This window comes from Saccharopolyspora sp. NPDC045941, assembly GCF_056431445.1.
The window spans coordinates 20,147-39,887 of the sequence record NZ_JBWKKU010000079.1; the positions used below are offsets into that span (position 1 = coordinate 20,147).

The 19,741-nt window shown below is 70.4% G+C and carries 18 protein-coding genes; 12 read left to right on the plus strand and 6 right to left on the minus strand.

Annotated elements, in window-relative coordinates; all coding sequences use genetic code 11:
• Positions 1–567: a DUF3558 family protein gene (locus AC07FN_RS39745; RefSeq protein ID WP_478400304.1), complete on the plus strand. Its 567-nt coding sequence runs from the start codon at positions 1–3 to the stop codon at positions 565–567.
• 127 nt (positions 568–694) lie between these two features.
• Here AC07FN_RS39745 and AC07FN_RS39750 read toward each other — a convergent pair whose 3' ends face one another.
• From AC07FN_RS39750 to AC07FN_RS39760, 3 genes are all read right to left on the minus strand, one after another.
• Positions 695–1,567, minus strand: a complete 873-nt coding sequence (locus tag AC07FN_RS39750; protein ID WP_478400305.1) for a 1,4-dihydroxy-2-naphthoate polyprenyltransferase — start codon at positions 1,565–1,567, stop codon at positions 695–697.
• A 52-nt stretch (positions 1,568–1,619) separates the two neighbouring features.
• Positions 1,620–2,810 (minus strand): o-succinylbenzoate--CoA ligase, encoded by a 1,191-nt coding sequence (gene menE / locus AC07FN_RS39755; RefSeq protein ID WP_478400306.1) that lies wholly within the window; start codon positions 2,808–2,810, stop codon positions 1,620–1,622.
• A gap of 281 nt (positions 2,811–3,091) precedes the next feature.
• The gene (locus tag AC07FN_RS39760; RefSeq protein WP_478400307.1) at positions 3,092–4,015 is read right to left on the minus strand and encodes a 1,4-dihydroxy-2-naphthoyl-CoA synthase; all 924 of its coding nucleotides are present in this window, start codon (positions 4,013–4,015) and stop codon (positions 3,092–3,094) included.
• A 134-nt stretch (positions 4,016–4,149) separates the two neighbouring features.
• Here AC07FN_RS39760 and menD point away from each other — a divergent pair, with 134 nt between their 5' ends.
• Positions 4,150–5,820, plus strand: a complete 1,671-nt coding sequence (gene menD / locus AC07FN_RS39765; protein ID WP_478400308.1) for a 2-succinyl-5-enolpyruvyl-6-hydroxy-3-cyclohexene-1-carboxylic-acid synthase — start codon at positions 4,150–4,152, stop codon at positions 5,818–5,820.
• 735 nt (positions 5,821–6,555) lie between these two features.
• Positions 6,556–8,055 (plus strand): M1 family metallopeptidase, encoded by a 1,500-nt coding sequence (locus AC07FN_RS39770; protein ID WP_478400309.1) that lies wholly within the window; start codon positions 6,556–6,558, stop codon positions 8,053–8,055.
• 4 nt (positions 8,056–8,059) lie between these two features.
• Here the strand turns inward: AC07FN_RS39770 and AC07FN_RS39775 are convergent, their stop codons facing one another.
• Positions 8,060–9,358, minus strand: coding sequence for an isochorismate synthase (locus AC07FN_RS39775; protein WP_478400310.1), 1,299 nt, complete (start codon positions 9,356–9,358; stop codon positions 8,060–8,062).
• A gap of 88 nt (positions 9,359–9,446) precedes the next feature.
• Here AC07FN_RS39775 and AC07FN_RS39780 point away from each other — a divergent pair, with 88 nt between their 5' ends.
• From AC07FN_RS39780 to AC07FN_RS39790, 3 genes are all read left to right on the plus strand, one after another.
• The gene (locus AC07FN_RS39780) at positions 9,447–9,944 is read left to right on the plus strand and encodes a DUF3592 domain-containing protein (protein WP_478400311.1); all 498 of its coding nucleotides are present in this window, start codon (positions 9,447–9,449) and stop codon (positions 9,942–9,944) included.
• Between the two features lie 176 nt (positions 9,945–10,120).
• Positions 10,121–10,996 carry a 1,2-phenylacetyl-CoA epoxidase subunit PaaC gene (paaC, locus tag AC07FN_RS39785; protein WP_478400312.1) on the plus strand — a complete coding sequence of 292 codons (876 nt, stop codon included), beginning with the start codon at positions 10,121–10,123 and terminating at the stop codon, positions 10,994–10,996.
• 192 nt (positions 10,997–11,188) lie between these two features.
• Positions 11,189–11,785 carry a hypothetical protein gene (locus tag AC07FN_RS39790; RefSeq protein WP_478400313.1) on the plus strand — a complete coding sequence of 199 codons (597 nt, stop codon included), beginning with the start codon at positions 11,189–11,191 and terminating at the stop codon, positions 11,783–11,785.
• A gap of 3 nt (positions 11,786–11,788) precedes the next feature.
• Here AC07FN_RS39790 and AC07FN_RS39795 read toward each other — a convergent pair whose 3' ends face one another.
• On the minus strand, positions 11,789–12,649 hold the full coding sequence (locus AC07FN_RS39795) for an inositol monophosphatase family protein (protein WP_478400314.1): 861 nt from the start codon (positions 12,647–12,649) through the stop codon (positions 11,789–11,791).
• 198 nt (positions 12,650–12,847) lie between these two features.
• On the opposite strand from AC07FN_RS39795, the gene AC07FN_RS39800 reads away from it, so the two are divergent.
• The 3 genes from AC07FN_RS39800 (at position 12,848) to AC07FN_RS39810 (ending at position 15,337) form a co-directional block, all read left to right on the plus strand.
• The gene (locus AC07FN_RS39800; protein WP_478400315.1) at positions 12,848–13,972 is read left to right on the plus strand and encodes a glycosyltransferase family 4 protein; all 1,125 of its coding nucleotides are present in this window, start codon (positions 12,848–12,850) and stop codon (positions 13,970–13,972) included.
• Positions 13,973–14,214: 242 nt separating this feature from the next.
• Positions 14,215–14,601 (plus strand): GNAT family N-acetyltransferase, encoded by a 387-nt coding sequence (locus tag AC07FN_RS39805; protein ID WP_478400316.1) that lies wholly within the window; start codon positions 14,215–14,217, stop codon positions 14,599–14,601.
• Positions 14,602–14,647: 46 nt separating this feature from the next.
• Positions 14,648–15,337, plus strand: a complete 690-nt coding sequence (locus tag AC07FN_RS39810; RefSeq protein ID WP_478400317.1) for a demethylmenaquinone methyltransferase — start codon at positions 14,648–14,650, stop codon at positions 15,335–15,337.
• Positions 15,338–15,349: 12 nt separating this feature from the next.
• On the opposite strand, the gene AC07FN_RS39815 is transcribed toward AC07FN_RS39810, so the two are convergent.
• Positions 15,350–16,273 carry a LysR family transcriptional regulator gene (locus AC07FN_RS39815; RefSeq protein WP_478400318.1) on the minus strand — a complete coding sequence of 308 codons (924 nt, stop codon included), beginning with the start codon at positions 16,271–16,273 and terminating at the stop codon, positions 15,350–15,352.
• A 91-nt stretch (positions 16,274–16,364) separates the two neighbouring features.
• On the opposite strand from AC07FN_RS39815, the gene AC07FN_RS39820 reads away from it, so the two are divergent.
• From AC07FN_RS39820 to AC07FN_RS39830, 3 genes are read left to right on the plus strand one after another with little or no spacing between them, the layout of a single operon-like run.
• Positions 16,365–17,636: a CitMHS family transporter gene (locus tag AC07FN_RS39820; protein ID WP_358576164.1), complete on the plus strand. Its 1,272-nt coding sequence runs from the start codon at positions 16,365–16,367 to the stop codon at positions 17,634–17,636.
• On the plus strand, positions 17,636–18,943 hold the full coding sequence (locus AC07FN_RS39825) for an acyclic terpene utilization AtuA family protein (RefSeq protein ID WP_478400319.1): 1,308 nt from the start codon (positions 17,636–17,638) through the stop codon (positions 18,941–18,943). Before AC07FN_RS39820 ends, AC07FN_RS39825 begins: the two co-directional genes overlap by 1 nt.
• Entirely contained in the window at positions 18,930–19,229 is a 300-nt protein-coding gene (locus AC07FN_RS39830) for an AtuA-related protein (protein WP_452613428.1), read from the plus strand. The genes AC07FN_RS39825 and AC07FN_RS39830 overlap by 14 nt, the downstream gene beginning before the upstream one ends.
• Positions 19,230–19,741 lie beyond the last annotated feature (512 nt).

Genomic DNA, 19,741 nt, shown 5'->3' on the forward strand with positions numbered 1-19,741 from the left:
GTGAGGCGTTGGGGTTGGCTGTCCGCGGTCGCGTTGCTCGGCGTGGTGGCCGGTTGCACGTCGGGAGAGCAGGCACCGCCGACCTCCGAACCGCCGACGCCGACCACTTCGACGGAGGAGTCCGCGACGGAGTCTGCGAGCCCGTCGATCACCCGGAAAGTGCCGCCGGAACAGCAGAAACGGCTCACCGATCTGCCCGCCGACCAGCTCTGCGGCCTGGTCGAGCGGGGGGACCTGAGCGCCCTGGCGTTTCCGGTGGAACGCGGGGAGTTCCGGGAGGTCGGCTTCGATCCGCCCGTGCGCGGCTGCACCTTCCAGGCCAGTTCGGGCGGGCGTTCCGTGCTGATCGGCGCCCAGCCTGAGGGCTTCGCGACGCTCGGCCGCGACGAGGTCCAGCTGGGTTCCGTTCGCGGTACCCGGACGATGCGCGCGAGCGACTGCACCGTGTTCGCCGGTGTGGCGGGCGCGACGCTGCAGGTCTCGGTGACGGCCGGCGAAGCGAGCACCGACCAGTGCGAGAAGGCCGAGCTCGTCGCGGAGTACGTGCTCGCGGCCGTCGTGGTGTGACAGGTTCCCTGAGCCCCTGGCCGGTGCGGATGAAGCGAACGGCCTGTTCACCTCGTCTATCGAGGCGAACAGGCCGTTCGCACTACATCAGCTGGTGTGGGAACGAGTTCCCGGGCGACCGTCCGCGTCAGCCGATGGCGACGGCGACGCCGGTGAGGATCGCCCACGCCAGCATGGCGAAGCCCGTGTCGCGCAGCGCTGGGATCAGGGCGCGTCCCTGAGAGCCGCCTGCCACCGCGCGCAACGGCACGATGAGCAGGGGCAAGGCGAGGAAGCCGAGCAACGCCCAGGAGTTCCGCAGCCCGATCAGGACCGTGATCAGGAACGGGACGAGCGTCAGCGCGACGTAGAGCGTGCGGGTGTCGCGATCGCCGAGCAGCACCGCGAGGGTGCGCTTGCCGGTGACGCGGTCGGACGGGATGTCGCGGAGGTTGTTGGCCACCAGGACCGCGCTGGACAGCGATCCGATGCCCACCGCCGCGCCGATGCCGGAGCCCGAGATCGTGTCGGCCTGCACGTACATCGTGCCCAGCACCGCGACCAGGCCGAAGAAGACGAACACGGCGAGCTCGCCGAGACCCGCGTAGCCGTAAGGGCGTTTGCCGCCGGTGTAGTACCAGGCCCCGGCGATGCAGAGCGCGCCGACGGCCAGCAGCCACCAATGTCCACTTAGGATGACAACTCCGAGCCCGGCGGCGGCCGCGAGCCCGAAGCAGGTCCAGGCCGCCGCGCGCACCGCGCTCGGCCTCGCCGAACCCGAACCGACCAGCCGGAACGGGCCGACCCGGTCGTCGTCGGTGCCGCGGATGCCGTCGGAGTAGTCGTTGGCGAAGTTGACCCCGATGATCAGCAGCATGGAGACGAGCAGCGCCAGGACCGCGGTCACGGGGTCGAACTTGTCGATCCCCGCCGCCGCGCCGGTGCCGGCGAGCACTGGTGCGATCGCATTCGGGAAAGTGCGGATGCGAGCGCCTTCGATCCATTGAGCGACAGTCGCCATGTGAGTCATCTTCGCGCACCCGCGAGGACCGTCGGCGAGAGCCTCCCCGGATTCAGGAAACGAGCAGCGCCGCCAACGCGCGCCGATCCGGCTTCCCAGGCCCGCGCAGCGGCAGCTCCGGGAGGAAGGCGATGCGCTTCGGCGCGGCTGCCGCGCCGAGCCGCTCGCGCACCGTGGCCCGGAGCGCGTCCTCGGCAGGCGGGGCGACCGGATCCGCGGGCACGACGGCGGCGACCACTGCCTGCCCCCACTCCTGATCGGGCACGCCGAGTACGCACGCCTCGCGGACCCCTGGCTGTTCCGTGAGGACCCGCTCGACCGGCAGCGGCGCCACGTTGACCCCGCCGCTGATGATCATGTCGTCGGCGCGGCCCAGGACTTCCAGCCGGTCGTCCTGCCACCGGCCCAGGTCGCCGGTGCGGAACCAGCTGTCGGCGAATGCCGGCGCGTCGGGCTGATGCCGGTATCCCCTGGCCAGCATCGGCCCGGCCAGCAGGATCGGCCCGGTCGCCCCGTCGACGTGGACCTTCGCGACGTCCAGCGGTCGTCCGTCGTAGACGCAGCCGCCAGAGGTCTCGCTCATCCCGTACGTCGTGGTGACCCGCACACCGGAGTCCTGGGCCCGGCGCAGCAAGGCCGGTGGTGTGGCGGCGCCGCCGAGCAGCACCGCGTCGAATTTCCGCAGCGTGGCAAGGCCATCCCCGCCCGCGTCGAGCAGCCGGGACAGCTGCGTTGGTACCAGGGCCGTGTAGTGCGGGCCATCTGCGGCGAGCACCTGCCGGGCCGCCGCCGCGAACCCGTCGGGGCGGAACCCGGCAGAGGTGTCGACGGCATGCGGGCTGGTGCCCGTCAGCAGTGCCCGCACCAGGACCTGGATGCCCGCGACGTGGTGAGCGGGCATCGCCAGCAGCCAGTTGCCGGGGCCGCCGAGGCGGCGGTGGGTGGCTTCGGCGGAAGCGCGCAGCGCCGACGCCGGGAGCAGCACGCCCTTCGGGGTGCCGGTGGAGCCGGAGGTGGCTATGACCAGCGCCGTCGGGTCGTCGGGATGGTCCTCGGCGCTGGTCAGCGGTGCGCCGTCGGCGAGGGCGGCGACGAGTCGGCGGGACTCCGCCGCGTCTCCGGCGGCGATCGGCAGCAGCGCCGGCCCGGCACCGTGCAGTGCCCGCGTCAGCGCAGGTAGCACGGCCAATGCCCCGGATCCGGGTGGCACGGGAAGCGGCTGCAGGTCGCGGGCGTTCGGCATCTGCCCATTGTCGGGGAGCACCGGCCTCGGAGAGCGCGCGGCCGCGGCGAGAACTTCGACACTCGATCACCTGTTCTAGCGATCAAGTGTTCGAATTCTTGGCCGATGAAATTGGTACGCGCTTGGAAGGAGTCGAGGAAATGATGGTTCTGATCGTGCTTGTGTGCCCGGCCGACCTGCTGGTGGACCTCTTCGGCCGATCGCCTGCGGGCGATGGCGGACGAGACCGGTCCCGCGCCGGAGCAAGCGGTGCGGGCCCGCCCGGAACCGGTCCCGGCGGCTCAGAAGTACCAGGGGAAGGCGGACCAGTCCGGGGTCCGCTTCTGCAGGAACGAGTCGCGCCCCTCGACGGCCTCGTCGGTCATGTAGGCGAGGCGGGTGGTCTCGCCGGCGAACAGCTGCTGGCCGACCAGTCCGTCGTCGATGGCGTTGAACGCGTACTTGAGCATGCGCTGCGCGGTCGGGGACTTGCCGTTGATCTCGCGGGCCCACTGCAGCGCGGTGGCCTCCAGCTCGTCGTGCGGGACGACCGCGTTGACCATGCCCATCTGGTGCGCCTGCTCGGCCGTGTAGGGCCGCCCCAGGAAGAAGATCTCGCGGGCGAACTTCTGGCCGACCTGGCGGGCGAGGTAGGCGGAGCCGAAGCCGCCGTCGAAGCTGCCGACGTCGGCGTCGGTCTGCTTGAAGCGGGCGTGCTCGGCGCTGGCGAGCGTGAGATCGCACACGACGTGCAGGCTGTGCCCGCCGCCGGCGGCCCAGCCCGGCACGACCGCGATGACGATCTTCGGCATGAACCGGATCAGCCGCTGCACCTCGAGGATGTGCAGCCGCCCGGCGCGGGCTGGGTCGACCGTGTCGGAGGTCTCGCCGTCGGCGTACTGGTACCCGGAACGGCCGCGGATCCGCTGATCGCCGCCGGAGCAGAAGGACCAGCCGCCGTCCTTGGTGGACGGGCCGTTGCCGGTGATCAGCACGCAGCCGACGTCGCTGGTCATGCGCGCGTGGTCCAGGGCGCGGTACAGCTCGTCGACGGTGTGCGGGCGGAAGGCGTTACGGACGTCCGGGCGGTCGAACGCGATGCGCACGGTGCCTTTCCCGGGGCCGTCCTCGACGCAGCGGTGATACGTGATGTCGGTGAAGTCGAAGCCCGCCACGGGCTCCCACAAAGCCGGATCGAACAGCTCAGAGACACGGGGATTCTGCACACCTGGGACAATAGGCGCAGCAGGCGTTCAGCGCGGGGGCCTCCCCGCAGCTGCCCGGCGCTTGCGCGAACGAGGGCGAGAGGGACCATGGCCCCCTCGGCCGGAGTTCGCAAGCGATGTTCAGAGGTGATCGGTTGAATCCGTCCACGGCCCAGGCTGAGGTCATCGTCGACGAGCTCGTCCGCAACGGGGTGCGGCAGGTGGTGCTCTCCCCGGGGTCCCGCAACGCACCTCTGTCTTACGCACTGTACCGAGCCGCGCACGCAGAGCGGTTACGGCTGCACGTTCGCATCGACGAGCGCAGCGCGGGTTTTCTCGCGTTAGGGCTGGCGTCGCGGACGCAGTCGCCGGTCGTGGTGGTCTGCACGTCCGGTACCGCGGCGACGAATCTGCATCCGGCGGTCAGTGAGGCATACCACTCGGGCGTCCCGCTGATCGTGCTGACCGCGGACCGCCCGCCGGAGCTGCGCGCGGCCGGTGCCAACCAGACCATCGATCAGCACCGGCTGTTCGGCGCCGAGGTACGGATGTTCGACGAGCTCGCGGTCGCGGAGAGCCGGCCAGGGCAGAACGCGTACTGGCGAAGCCAGATGTGCCGGGCCTGGCACGCTGCGGCCGGCGGCGGGCGAGGCGGCCCGGTGCACCTGAACATCCCGTTCCGGGAGCCACTGGTGCCGGACGGGGACGAGCAGTGGTGCGAGTCGCTGGCCGGCCGCCCGGACGATGCACGGTGGACGGACGTCTCCGAGCGAGGTCAGGCGCCGAGTGAACTGTCCCGGGTGCATGCGCGGCGCGGACTCGTGCTCGTCGCCGACTGGGGTGCCGAGAAAGCCGGCGAGTGGGGCGATCGGTACGGCTGGCCGGTGTTGGCGGAATCCGGTGGCGTGGGTGTCGGCGGCTCGGCGGCGATCAGCACCGGGATGTGGCTGCTGAACCTGCCCGAGTTCATGCAGGAGCACCGGCCCGAGCAGGTGCTGTGCGTCGGTCGCCCGACTGTTTTCCGGCAGGTCCAGCTATTGCTGGCGGATACCGGCGTGGAGGTGCTGCTCGCGCACGGTGGGGTGGACTGGGCGGCTCCGGCGCACAACTTGCGGGAGGTTGCGGAGACTTTCGGTGCCGCGCCGGGAGATGCCGATCCCGAATGGCTCACGGCGTGGCAGCACGCCGACCAGAAGGCGTCCGAGGCACTGCACGCCGCACTCGATCTGGAGCGCTGGCCGAGCGGTGCCGCGGTGGCGCGCGAGGTCGTCGATGCGTTGCCGGAACAGGCGCTGTTGGTCCTGGGTTCGTCGAACCCGAGCCGCGACGTCGCTTTGGCCGCGCGGCAGCGGTCCGATGTGGTCGTGCACCGGAACCGCGGTGTGGCCGGCATCGACGGCACGGTGTCGACCGCGATCGGCGCCGCGGTCGCGCACGGTCAACCGGCGTACGCGCTCCTGGGCGACCTGACTTTCCTGCACGACAGCAACGGATTGATGCTGGGGCCGTACGAACAGCGGCCGGACTTGACGATCGTCGTGCTCAACGACGACGGCGGCGGCATCTTCGCCTTGCTGGAACAGGGAAGCCCCGAGCACCGGGAGGCCTTCGAGCGGGTCTTCGCCACGCCGCACGGAACCGACATCGGCAAGCTCTGCGCGGCGCACGGTGTCGACCATGTGCTGGTGCGCGAGCGATCCGAGCTCACCGCTGCCCTGCAGTGGCGGCCGGGCCTGCGCGTCGTCGAGGTGCGGGCAGATCGCACCGCGCTGCGTTCGGTGCACCAGCGCTTGCTGGCCGCAGTCCGCACGGCACTGCTCGGCTGACGGCAGGGCTTGTCGGCCAATCTGCGGGGATACCGTGCTCGGGTGGCTGGTTGCGACCTCTTGGGGCTCTGGCAACGACGCTGGCCGCAGCACCCTCCGCCGGCCCACGAGTTGAAGCACGCCTAGCCGGATCGTGTGGCGGCGCGGCGCTGTCGATGACCTGCTGCGTTCCGTTGCCGACGACGTCAGCGGCGGGATCATGATCGCCGATTCGTCCCTGGAGCGGATTCAACCCCCTGCGACGGCGGCTCGGACGTCCTGCTGCCCACCACCGCCGAACGTGACGTGCTCCGGCACCGCTATGCGCGCTGGCTTCCCAGCCATCCGGAGGCTCGTCGTGAATCGTCGGTGTCCGCGCGGCATGTGAAACCTGCGGTGGCCGGTTGTGCCTGCGGACCCAGGGCATCGCCGCCCCGAGATGGAAGATTCCCGGGCATCTAGCACGGCTGTTCCGGCTGCGCACCGGTGTTCTCGCCGCTCGGGATTCGATCTGCCCGGCAATCGGGGCGATCGGCGTCACACGTTCGTCGGGCGAGGCCGGGGCGACCGGTGTCGCTCGAAAGGTGGGTATTTATCCGCAGATCGGGGCAGTCGGTCGGCCGTAGCCGGTGCTCCCGCCGCATTCGTTCGCGGATTTTCGCTGCACTGTGGGAAAAACCTGTGATCCGAAAACATGCCTGGTCGATGAGAGCCTCCTTACTCTCCTAGCGACCATGATGTTCGAGGAGGTGGCAGGTGTTTCGACGACACGGCCTGCGAGCCACGGCGGCGGCGTGCTGCGCAACGGCTCTGCTCGCCACACCGGCGTTGGCCGGCAGTGACGGACCGGGGGCGCCCGGTGCGGGAGACGACTACTTCCCCGGTTACGGCAACGGTGGATACGACGTCTCGCACTACGACATCCAGCTGCGGTACCAGCCCGCGGACGACCATCTGCAGGGCACCACGACGATCGTCGCGAAGCCGACGCAGAACCTGACGGCGTTCAACCTGGACTTCGCGTTGCCCACCAAGTCGGTGCGGGTCAACGGCGCGCCCGCGCAGTTCTCGCAGGACGGCTCGGAGCTGACGGTGACGCCGTCGGAGGCGCTGCCCGAGGGGAGCCTCGCGACCTTCGTCGTCGAGTACGAGGGCGTGCCGTCCACGGTCGAGGTGGATGGCCTGAAGCCGTGGATCCGCACCTCCGACGGTGCGCTCGCCGTCGGGGAGCCGGAGATCGCCGCCTGGTGGTTCCCGAGCAACGACCACCCCAGGGACAAGGCGACCTTCGACGTCTCCGTCGCGGTGCCGGACGGCACCGAGGTGGTGTCCAACGGCGTGAACACCAAGACCGCCAGCCTCGCGGGCTGGACCACCTGGCAGTGGCGCACGACCAAGCCGACCGCCACCTACCTGGCGTTCATCGGCGTCGGGCAGTACGAGATCAGCACCAAGACCGGCGCGTTCGGGCAGCCGCTCGTCACCGCGTACTCCGACAACCTCGGCGAGTTCGCGGGCCCGGCGAAGGCCAGCGTCGAGCGCACCCCGGAGGTCGTGGAGTTCCTCACCGGGCTGCTCGGTGACTACCCGTTCGAGGCGCAGGGTGGCCTGGTCTCCTCGGAGGGGCTGAACTTCGCGCTGGAAAACCAGACCCGGCCGACCTACAGCCACCTGTTCTTCCGGAACGGGGCGAACACCTCGGTGGTCGTGCACGAGAACGCGCACCAGTGGTTCGGCGACTCGGTGTCGGTGGACACCTGGCGCAACATCTGGCTGAACGAAGGCTTCGCGTCCTACGCGGAGTGGTTCTGGTCGGAGGCGAAGGGCACCGGTACCGCGCAGGAGCTGTTCGACCACTACTACGCGTCCCACCCGGCCGACGACCCGTTCTGGCAGGTCCTGCCGGGCGAGCCCGGCGCGGAGGAAGTGTTCAGCGACGCGGTCTACGACCGGGGCGCGATGACCCTGCAGGCCCTGCGGAACGTGGTCGGTGATGAGGCCCTGCTCGACATCATCCGGACCTGGGTGTCGGAGAAGCGCTACTCCACCGGCACGATCGAGGAGTTCATCGCGCTCGCCGAGCAGCGCTCCGGCAAGCAGCTCGACGAGCTGTTCAACACCTGGTTGTTCACCAAGGGCAGGCCGCCGGTCGGCGAGGCGACGGGCGTGCCGGTGAGCGCGACCCGCGTTGCGGTGGCGCCGCCGAAGGCAGTGGCGGAGATCGACCGCACCCACGCCCTGCTGCACGACCACTGATTCGCTAGCGGACGCCTTCGAGGGCTTCGCGGACCGGGAGCAGCTTCGCTTCCGCCTCCGCGACCTCTTGGTCGGGGTCGGATTCGGGGACGATTCCGCACCCGGCGAACAGGCGGATCCTGCCGCCGCCGCGCTCGGCCTCGGTGCCGGGTGCGGCGGCGGTTTCCACTTGGGCGCAGCGAAGCGCCACGGCGAACTCGCCGTTGCCGCTGCCGTCCAGCCAGCCGACCGGCCCCGCGTAGCGTCCCCGGTCCATCCCTTCCAGCTCGCTGATCGCCCGCACGGCGTCATCGGTCGGGGTTCCTCCGACCGCGGCCGTCGGATGCACCGCGGCGACCATGCGCAGCAGCGTTGCGTCGCCATCGCGGGTGCCGCTATCGCTGATCTTGCCTTCGACGTTCGTCGCGAGGTGCAGGACATTGCGCAGGCGGAGGACCTCCGGCTCGTTCTGCACCGTGAGGTCGCTGCAGAAGGGGCGGAGGCGAACCGCCAGTGACTCCGCCGCGTAGGCGTGTTCGCTGCGGTTCTTCGCGGAGGCCATCAACTCGGCGGCGAGTTGCTCGGTGGTGTGTCCTTCTCGCGGCCAAACCGTGCCGGCCAGCACCTGGGACCGCACCTCGTACCCCTCGCGTTCGAGCAGCAGCTCGGGAGTGGCGCCGACGAGGCCGTCCACGGCGAACGTCCAGCAGGTCGGGTACCGGGCGGCGAGGTTGTTCAGCAGGAACCGGGCGTCGAGCGGCTCGGAGGTGCTGGCCAGCAGGTCGTGGGCGAGCACGATCTTGTCCAGGTGGCCGGTTCGCCGCATGCGGTGCACGGCCTCGGCCACGGCCTGGCGGTAGCCGGTCGCGGACAGCTGCCCGTCGCTGTAGGACACCGTGCCGGGTGGGTGCACGGGCTCGACCGGCGGGTGTTCGGTGGAGCCGTCGCCGATCGTGGTGATCCAGCGCACGCCGTCCCGTTGCCCGATGACGACCTCGGGAACGATCAGCACCGAGTGCCCGGGGTCGTCGGCGAAGGCCAGGCTGGCGAACGCCACCGGACCGCAGCCGGGCAGCCCGACCGAGTCGTCGACCTCGAATTGGTGACAGAGCTCTCGCCACCAGTCGTCGGCCCGGTTGAAGCGGTCGGGACCGGCAACGTCCAGGCGGGCCGCGCAGCCCCAGCCGACGAGCCCGGAGCCGTCGCGGACCCAGCTGAGCACGGAGTCGCTCGGCAGCAGTTCCAGCAGGGGCCGGTCGTATCGGGGGTCGCCCGCTTCGAGCCTTCGGGTTCGCGCCGTCAGCAGCCTGGGTGTAGTCGCCACTCCTGGAGGGTATGCGTCGCTCGCCAACAGGTGGGCGGCACCGAAGGCATGCGCGTGGCCGCCGACGGGGTGCCTACAATCGGTCACCGTGGCGAGCGATGCGGTGGCGCAGAACGCGGCCGACTCGGTGACCGAAACCGGTACGGACGGTGACCAGCCGGTTGCGGTGCCGCCCCATCGTCGGGGGCGAGCGCGTGCGGCGCGAGGCGTGCTGGTGTTCGGCCTGCTGCTGACCGTGATGGGGCTGTCCATCGTCGGTGCGTGCTTCATCAACGACCGGACCATCGAGGAGTCCAAGGGCGAAGCGGTGGCCGAGGTGGTGGACACCTCGCTGACCCGGACCGTGGTGCGCTTCAACACCGATGAGGGCCGCGTCTACATCCCGCCGAACGGCGTGCTCTACCCGGCCGACTTGCAGGCCGGGCAGCTGGTCCGGGTCGAGTACGACTCGCGGAACCCGGATCTGGTGCGCGTGGCCGGCCGCAACATGACCCTTTCGCTGCTGCCGGTGTCCAGCTCGCTCGCCGTGCTGTGGGCGGTGCTGCTGCCGGTGTACTGGCTGCTCCGGCGGCCGACCGCGCGGTGAGTCCTTGGTCCCTTGTGCCGCTGATCAGGCTTCCCTAATCCGGTCGGGTGGTGTGACACTGGTTTCCCCGCCGTAAGGGGGCTAGCGGCGGATTCGCACGACCGATGTGGACCTGCTCGTGGGGGAAGCGGTTCGCACGTGCCGACTGGCCGCCGGCCCGCGTCTGCGAGGTCGCCATGAACACGTCTGAAGTGCAGTCCAGTGCGTCGGATGTGCAGCAGTGGGTGCTCGGCGCACCTTCAATGTCCACTGTGGATCGTTCGGTTCCGAGTGGTGCGTCCGCTCTGGATCTCGCGCAGTACTGCCTGATGCTCGGCGACGATGCGCTGGTCCTGTCGCACCGGTTGTCAGAGTGGGGAGTCCGCGCCCCGGAGCTGGAAGAGGCCGCGGCGCTCGGCGCGATCGCGCTCGATCTCCTGGGAGAAGCCAGGATCCTGCTGCACCGCGCGGGTGAGGTCGAAGGCGCGGGGCGGGGCGAGGACAGTCTCGCGTACTTCCGGACCGCCGCGGAGTTCCGCAACGTGCGGTTGGTCGAGATCGACTGCGGGCCGGGGCAGGACGGCGGCTTCTCGGCCACCGTCGCGCGGCTGCTGCTGTACACCGCGTGGCGGGTGGCGGTGTTCGAACGGCTGATGCGGAGCCGGGACGCCGTACTGGCCACCTTGGCCGCACGGTCCCTCGCAAGCCTGAGGAGGCACCGCGACCACGCCGCGCAGTGGGTCATCCGCCTCGGCGATGCGAACGCCGCCTCGGCGCGGCGCATGACGGGCGGGTTCCAGCGGGTGTGGCCGATGACCGGCGAGCTGTTCACACCGCACCCGGTCGAGGCCCGGCTGGCGGATGCCGGCTGCGGGGTCGATCCGGCGGTGGTGCGCGGCGAGGTGAGCGAGGTGCTGGACGAGGTGCTCTCGGTGGCCCGCCTGGAGCGGCCGGACCCGACGGAGTTCGGCGGGTTCGTCCGGCCCGGCGGCCGCGACGGCGAGCACACCGGCGGCATGGAATTCCTGCTCGCCGACATGCAGTACCTGGCCAGATCCGCGGCGCAGCTCTGATCAGGTCCGAGAGCTGCGGCACAGGCGATCAGATTGAGTACTTTCCCCCAAGAACTCCGGGGCCTGGCAGGCGCAAAGTGATCTGGGGGGGCGCTCGGGAACTTCGGTCCGGTCGACAACGTCGGACCGGTGGCCGCGGGCGGGACACCGGTTCGGATGCCTCTTCGGCGAAGCGGAAGGACACAACTCGACATGGACGGAATCTGGGTGCAGGTGCTGGTCGCCTTGATCGCGGGAGCGTGCGGGGCTGGGGTGATGTCGGCCGTCTTCTGCGCCCGGAGGCGGAGAGCCAAAGCGACTGCCGGATCCGCTGTTGTGCCGCCCGCCACGCAGCCGGTCGCGTCCCCGTCGCCCGTGCCGGACAAGTGGCTGAACGAGGTCCAGCGGTGCGAGCAGGCGGTGTACCGAGCCGCTCGGGCCGTCGATGCGGTGTCCTCGACGCAGGCCCGGCACCAGTTGCAGACGGTGGTCCGGCGGATGGACGCGGAATTGCCGAACGTTCGGGCGCTTTCCGAGCTGGGGCGCGGCCTGGAGGGCAGCGAGTCGCGGGATGACGCCGTGGTGGGCCGGGTGCAGAGCCAGCTCGACGACGCCGCCGCCAGGTTCGGGATGGTCACCGATCACGTGCTGGAGGCGGTCGTGGAACTGGTCGCCGCACCCGATCTCAGCCGGGTCCACGAGCAGGTGTTGGTGCTGCGCGATCAGTTCCCGCTGCTGCGGCCGATGTCGGCGGTGTTCGGTCCGCCCCCGGGTTCGGCTCCCGCTCGCGCGCTGATGACGGCCGCCTGACGATCAGCTCCGTTCGGTGGCCTGCCGCCACCAGTCGTGCACATCGGCGGCGACGCCGGGCGCGGCCACCAGCAGCCCGTCCAGCGGGAGCGCGGTCGCGCTGCCGCGGCGGTCCAGCACGGTGGCGCCGGATTCGGTGGCCAGCGCGAGCGCGCCCGCGACGTCCCACTCCTCGTACGAGTCGAGGACCGCGGCGATCGCGTGGCCGAGCGCGACCTGGGTGATGGCCAGCGCCGGGGAGCCCAGCAGCCGGACCCCGACCTGGGCGCTCGCGGCGTTCGTGATGAACCGGTCCATGCCGCGCCACGGCCCGTTCTTGGTCAGCTCCGTGCACACGATGCCGCCGCGCGCTTCGCCTTGCACGGGCAGCCGAACCGGGGTGCCGTTGGCGCGCATGCCGCGGCCGCGGGCCGCGGCGTAGATCTGCGTGCGGTACGGATCGGCGACCACCCCGACGACCGGCCCGTGCTCGTCGAGCATGGCCAGGCTGTAGGCGCACCAGGGCAGGCCCGCCACGTAGTTGGCGGTGCCGTCGACCGGGTCGACCGACCAGCGGAACCGCGCGGAACCGGCGCGAGCGGCCCAGTGCTCTGCGACGGTGGTGGGCGCAGCGTCGAATTCCTCGCCGAACACCGGGATTCCGGGGAACTCGTCGGCGAGGATCCGGCGGGTGTGCCGTTCGAGGGTGCGGCCGGTGTCGGTGACCCAGTCGAACGGCGATTCGGTGGGCTCGGGGCGCGCTCCCCGGCCCGCGGTCGCGATGATCACGTCAGCGGCATCGTTCGCGAGTCGGCCGGCGACTTCGAACGCCCGCGAAACCAGGGCGGGGTCGATCTGCGCGGGCGGGGAGGGCAGGACCGTCATGCCGTCCCAGGCTCCGTGCGGTGGGTGACCGGAGTGCAACACTCAGGTGACCGGTTGTGGAGCTACAGGTCACGATTGCGAGTTGCCGCACGCGGCGAGTGGCCCGGTCGGCGAGTTGGCGTGCTCTTCGGTTGGCGTTGGCGGTGCCGTCACGTTGCGGTCGACTGTTCGCCGGTCCAGGCCGTCACGGTGTGCCGCGTGCGCATAGCGATCGTGACCGAGAGCTTCCTGCCGCAAATCAACGGGGTGACGAATTCCGTGCTGCGAGTGCTGGAGCACTTGCGGCGACGGGGTGATGCGGCGCTGGTGATCGCGCCGGGAGCGGGCCCGGAGGAGTACGCGGGTTTCCCGGTGATCCGGCTGCCCGCGATGGACCTGCCGCTGGTCTCATCGTTGCCGATCGGCTTCCCGACGCGCCGGTTGCTGCGCGGGTTGCAGGAATTCCGCCCGGATGTCGTGCATCTGGCGTCGCCGTTCATCGTCGGGGCGCGCGGCCTGGCCGCTGCCAGGCGGATCGGCGTCCCGACCGTTGCCGTCTACCAGACCGACGTCGCGGGCTTCGCCGAGTCGTACGGCCTAGGCCTGACCGCCCGCGCCGCGTGGCGCTGGATCCGCCGCCTGCACGGTGCCGCCGACCGGACGTTGGCCCCGTCGACGTGGGCCGTGGAAACGTTGCGGGAGCACGGAGTTCCGCGCGTTCACCGGTGGGGGCGGGGCGTGGACACCGAGCGGTTCTCGCCGCACCGCCGGGATCAGGATCTGCACCGCGAGTTGGCGCCGAACGGCGAGCTGCTCGTCGGGTACGTCGGGCGGTTGGCGCCGGAGAAGCGCATCGAGCGTTTGGCGGCGCTGGGCGAGATGCCGGGCGTGCGGCTCGTCGTCGTGGGTGACGGTCCGGAACGCCAGAACCTCGCTGCGGCGCTGCCGGGTGCGGCTTTCCTCGGGCAGCGGACCGGCGACGAGCTGGCACGGATCTACGCGAGCCTGGATGTTTTCGTGCACACCGGGCCGCACGAGACGTTCTGCCAGGCGGTGCAAGAGGCGATGGCTTCGGGCGTGCCGGTCGTCGCCCCGGATGCCGGCGGGCCTCGGGATCTCGTCGACCACGGCCGCACGGGTTATCTGCTGCCGGCCGACGATCCTGCTGTGCACGCGGATGCGCTGCGCGCCGCCGTGGCGGAGTTGCGCGCCCCGGAGCTGCGGGCGAGGTTCGGCGAGGCGGCGCGTGTCGCCGTCGCTGGGCGGACTTGGCCCGCGCTGTGCCAGCAGCTGATCGGGCACTACTCCGAGGTCGCGACGCGCGTGGAGCCCTTGGCCGCGTGACGGGCCGGATCGTCGGCGAGCCCAGCACGCCTGGCGCAATAAATCCGTTGCGCCACAACACTTCTCCCGTTCATCATGAGTGGCGTGATCTCCGTTCGTCAGGTGGTCGACGACGAGCTGGCCGCCTTGCGGGAGGTGCGGCTGCACGCGCTCGCGGCGGATCCCGCCGCATTCGGTTCCACTTTGGACGGTGAGCGGGCGCGGCCGATGGCGTTCTGGCGGGAGCGGCTCGACCGCGGCCCGTGGTTCGTGGCTTGGGCTGGGCAGGAGGCCGTGGGTGTCGTCTCGGCGGTGCCGACGAAGACCCGGCGGAGTACCGGCTCGAGGCGATGTGGGTCGACCAGGTGTGGCGGGGCGAGGGCGTCGCGGAAGTCCTGGTCGATGCGGTCTTGGCATGGTCGCGGAGCAGGGGTGCGGCCTCCGTGGCGTTGTGGGTCTTCGACGGGAACTCGGCTGCCCGGCGTTTCTACGAGCGCGTCGGATTCCGTCCGGTGGGGCGACGGGAGCCGCACCCGAGAAGGCGGGGCAGTTCAGGGAGCGCCTGCGAATCGAGTTGCGGTCCGGTTCCTGAGCGTGGCCAGGCATCGAGGGAAGGGGGATGGAATAGGAATTCCGCAATGCGGACTTGATGGGCTTGCTGGTGATCTCGCTGATCCCGCCACGTACTCTTCGGGTGTGTCTCGGGCCGGTTTGGACAAGAAGCCTCACGAGGTCGCCGCGATGTTCGACGGCGTCGCGCGTAGGTATGACCTGACCAACACGGTGCTGTCCTTCGGTCAGGACCGGCGCTGGCGGGAAGTGACTCGGCGGGCTCTGACTCCGAAGCCGGGCGAGCGGGTGCTCGACCTGGCGGCGGGCAGCGGCGTGTCGACGGTGGAGTTCGCCCGTTCCGGCGCGTGGTGCGTCGCCGCGGACTTCTCGCTGGGCATGCTGTCGGTCGGCCGGGATCGAGGCGTGCCGATGGTCGCGGCCGACGCGCTCCGGCTGCCGTTCGCCGACGAATCCTTCGATGCCGCGACGATCTCGTTCGGGCTGCGGAACCTGGTCGACACGGCCGCCGGGCTGCGGGAGATGCTGCGGGTGGTTCGTCCCGGCGGTCGGCTGGTGGTGTGCGAGTTCTCGACACCCACCTGGCAGCCGTTCCGGACGATCTACATGAACTACCTGATGCGGGCCCTGCCGCCGATCGCCCGAGCGGTGTCGTCCAACCCGGACGCCTACGTCTACCTCGCGGAGTCCATCCGGGAGTGGCCGGACCAGCGCGCGCTGGCGGAGCTGATCGCCGAGAGCGGCTGGAGCGGCGTGCAGTGGCGCAACCTCATCAGCGGCGTCGTCGCCGTCCACCGCGCGGTCAAGCCCTCCTGATCCCTCGCGGCTTCAGAGCCAGATCGTCTCCGGCGCCGCGGCCTCGGCCGAGTGCTGGGCCTGGCCGATCGCGGTCATGAACGCTTCGGATGCCGCGGCGAGCGGGCGGTGCGGGTCGCGGACCACGGCGATGCGGCGGCGGACTTCGGGGTCGCCGAGCGCCCGGTGTTCGAGCCCGGCGAACTGGACCAGCGGCAGCACCAGCCCGGGCATCACCGCCACGCCGAGCCCGGCCGCGACCAGCCCCGCGACGGTGGTGATGTTCCGCGATTCCAGCACGACGTCCGGGCGCACCTGCGCGGCGGCGAAGGCGCGTTCGGCGTGCTGCCGGATGCTGCTGGTCGGGTCGAAGGCGATGTGCGGCTGGCCGGCGAGGTCCGCCCAGTCGAGCCGCCGGTGTTCGGAAAACCGGTGCGACGGCGGGAAAACGCAGCAGAACCGGTCGGTCGCGATCGGCCGGACCTGCAGGTCCGGCAGCGGTTCGGGCACCACCGTGACGGCCAGGTCGACCGCGCCGCCGCGGACCCGCTGCAGCACCTCGTCCGACATGCCATCCTCAATGGACAGTTCGACCTCGGGGTGCGCCGCCCGGTAGGCGGAGGCCACGGGCGGCAGCAGGATCGCCGCCAGCGACGGCAGTGCCGCTATCCGCACCCGGCCGCGGCTGCCGGCCAGGAACCCCTCGAAGTGGTTGATCCCGGCGTCGAAGGCCTCGACCACGCGCCGCGCCACCCGGCAGAACTCGCTGCCCTCCGGCGTGATGACCAGGTTCCGCGTGGTGCGCTCGAACAGCGTGATGCCGAGCTTGCGCTCCACCTCGCGGACGGTGCGGCTCATCGACGACTGCGCCAGGTGGAGCTGATCGCCGGCGAGCGTGAAGCTGCCGGCGTCGTGCACGGCGAGCACCAGCCGGAGCTGCTGAAGCGTCAGATCCATGCTCACAGCACATTAATCTATCAGTAACTCTTGCTTGACGTGCATGAGCGACGCGGATCACAGTACGTCCGTCCGGCAACGGAGGTGCTGCATGCTCGCCGCGAGTGGGTTCCTGACCATCGGGGTCTTCCTGGCCCTGGTGCTGTCCCGACGCGTTTCGGTGCTCTTCGCACTGACCCTGGTGCCCATCGCCGCCGCGGTGGCGAGCGGCTTCGGCGGCCGGCTCGGCTCGCTGATCGCCGACGGCCTGATCACCGTCGCCCCGGTGGCCATCATGATCACGTTCGCGGTGCTCTACTTCAGCCTGATGGTCGACGCCGGGCTGTTCGACCCGGCGGTGACCCGCATCCTGCGCTGGGCCAAGGGCGATCCGCTGAAGATCACGCTGGGCACCGCGCTGCTCACGCTGCTCGTCGCGCTCGACGGCGACGGCGCGTCGACGTTCCTCATCGCGGTGTCCGCGCTGCTGCCGATCTACCAGCGGTTGGGCATGCGGCGCATCGTGCTGGCGGGCGTGATCTGCCTGGCCGCGGGCGTGATGAACATGGTGCCGTGGGGCGGCCCCACGGCCCGTGCGATGGCCGCGCTGAAGCTGGACAGCAGCCAGCTGTTCCTCCCGGTGCTCCCCGCGATGCTGGCCGGAATCCTCTGGGTGCTGCTGGCGGCCTACCTGATCGGCCGCGCGGAGCGGAAGAGGCTCGGCGTCATCGAGGTGGCGGTCGCGGACCGCGCCCGTCCGACCGGGGCCGACCGGGTGCGGTACTGGACCAACGCGGCCCTGACGCTGGTGCTCGTCGTGTGCCTGCTCGCCCAGCTCGCGGACCTGGAAGTGCTCTTCCTGCTGGCCTTCCTGGCGGCGCTGCTGATCAACCGGCCGTCCTGGCAGGGCCAGCAAGAACTGCTGACCAAGCACGCGTACAACGTGGTGCTGGTCGTCGCGGTGATCTTCGCCGCCGGAGTGTTCACCGGGATCATGACCGGCACCGGGATGATCAAGGCGATGGCGGAGAGCCTGGTGTCGGTCATCCCGGACTCCGCCGCCGGGCTGCTGCCGGTGGCGACCGCGATCACCAGCATGCCGTTCAGCCTGGTGTTCACCCCGGACGCGTACTACTACGGCGTGGTCCCGGTGCTCGCCGAGACCACCGCGGCGCTCGGCGGCGATCCGGCCGCCATCGGGCGGGCCGCGATCCTCGGCCAGATGACCACCGGTTTCCCGCTCAGCCCGCTGACCGCCTCGACGTTCATCCTGCTCGGGATGAGCAAGGTCGATCTCGGCGACCACCAGCGGTTCATCTTCAAGTGGGCGTTCGGCACGACGCTGGTGATGACCGCAGTCGCGCTGGTCACGGGGGTGCTGTGATGCGCATCGGCAGCGGAGCCGGGTTCGCCGGCGACCGGATCGGACCGGCGGTGGACCTCGCGGCGCGGGCCGGCCTGGACGACCTGGTCCTGGAATGCCTGGCAGAACGCACCATCGCGCTCGGTCAGCAGCGGAAGCTGCGCGACCCGGCGGTCGGCTACGACCCGCGGTTGTGTGCGCGCTTCGAGCGGCTGCTGCCGGTCGCCGGCGCGCACGGCGTGCGGGTGGTGACGAACATGGGCGCGGCGAATCCCTTGGCGGCGGGTGAGGTCACCCGTGACCTGCTGGTGGACCTGGGCGTGCGCGGCAAGATCGCAGTGGTCACCGGGGACGACGTGCTGGACCGGCTCGACCTGCGGCTTCCGGCGCTGGAGGACGGGGTCCCGCTCGCCGACCACGGCGCGGTCGTCTCCGCGAACGCCTACCTGGGCGCGGACGCGCTGCTTCCGGCGCTGGACACCGGGGCGAACGTGGTGCTGACCGGTCGGGTCGCGGATCCGTCGCTGTTCGTCGCGCCGCTTGCGCACCGGCTGGGCTGGGAGCTCGACGACTGGCCGCGGATCGCGGCCGGGACGCTCGTCGGGCACGTCCTGGAGTGCGCGGGGCAGGTGACCGGAGGCTACTTCGCCGACCCCGGGGTGAAGGACGTGCCGGACCTGGCGGAGCTGGGGTTCCCGTTCGCGGAAGTGGCATCGGACGGCACTGCGACCATCGGCAAGCTCGCGGGCACCGGAGGCGTCGTCTCCACGGCGACGGTGCGCGAGCAGCTGCTCTACGAGGTGACCGACCCGACCGGCTACCGCACTCCCGACGTGGTGCTGGACTTTCGCCCGGTGCACGCGGAGGAGACCGGCGCCGACCGGGTCCGGATCAGCGGCGCCGCCGGTCAGGCCCGCCCTGCCGAGTTGAAGGTGAGCGTCGGCTACCGCGCCGGGTACCGGGCGGAGTGCGGCATCAGCTATGCCGGGCCGAACGCCGCCGGCCGGGCACGGTTGGCAGCGGATGTGGTCACCACCAGGCTGCGCGGCACCGGACTGCGCATCAGAGCGGAAGTCCTCGGCGCGCTCAGGGACTCGGGCGAGCCGACGGATGAGTGCCGCCTGCGGGTGGCGGCGATGGCGCCGGATCCGACGGCGGCCGACGTCGTGTGCCACGAGGTCGAAGCGCTCTACACGAACGGGCCGGCGGGCGGCGGCGGTGTTCGCGCCGATGTCCGAGAGGTGATCGGCATCGTGTCGGCGCTCATTCCCCGATCTGACGTCGAGACGCGGGTGACGGTGCTGGAGGCCGACGATGCTGCTGCATGAAATCGCCCATTGCCGGGCCGGCGACAAGGGGGACACCTCGACGCTGTCGCTGTTCCCCTATCGCGACGACGACTTCTCCTTCTTGGTCCGGGAGGTCACGGCGGAGCGGGTCCGGGAGCACCTCGCCGGTCACATCCGGGGCGAGGTGCTGCGCTACGAACTCCCGAACCTGTGCGGGCTGCAGTTCACCTGCCGCCAAGCGCTCGACGGCGGGGTGACTACATCGCTGGCCCTCGACACCCACGGAAAGTCCCTGAGTTCCCGTCTCCTGTCGCTGGTCCTCTGAGAAGGCGCATCGGGAGTGGCGACAAGCCTGTTTTCGCAGACGAACGGCCTGTCGATGAGCCTCCAAGACGTTTAAAGGGGGGTGGTTGCAAGGGGTGTTTCGGGGGTGTGTAAATTTATCCAAGTCAGCGCGACACGGGCCGGGAAAACCGGGCCGAGCCTGACGCGGGGTCGCGAACCAAGCTCCCACGACTGAGTGGTAGAGTGGGCGAGCCCGAAAGGCAAGACTTGATAAAGCGAAACGCTTACGTGTGTTGATAACTGAAGAGCCAAGTGGTCCCGAAAGATAACGAATTGGGTCGGTTGAGAAAGCGAACCCCCCGGTTTGACACGGGAAATCACGATGCTCTACAGTGGTAAACACGAAAGCGAAAACGAGGAAATGCTCCCCGGAGCTTCGATCCCTGGTTTAGGGGTTGGGTGATGGTGTGGGTGTGTTCTTTGAGAACTCAACAGCGGACTGTTTTGGTTAGTGTTCTTTTATGCCCCCGACCATTTCGGTGGTTGGTGGTT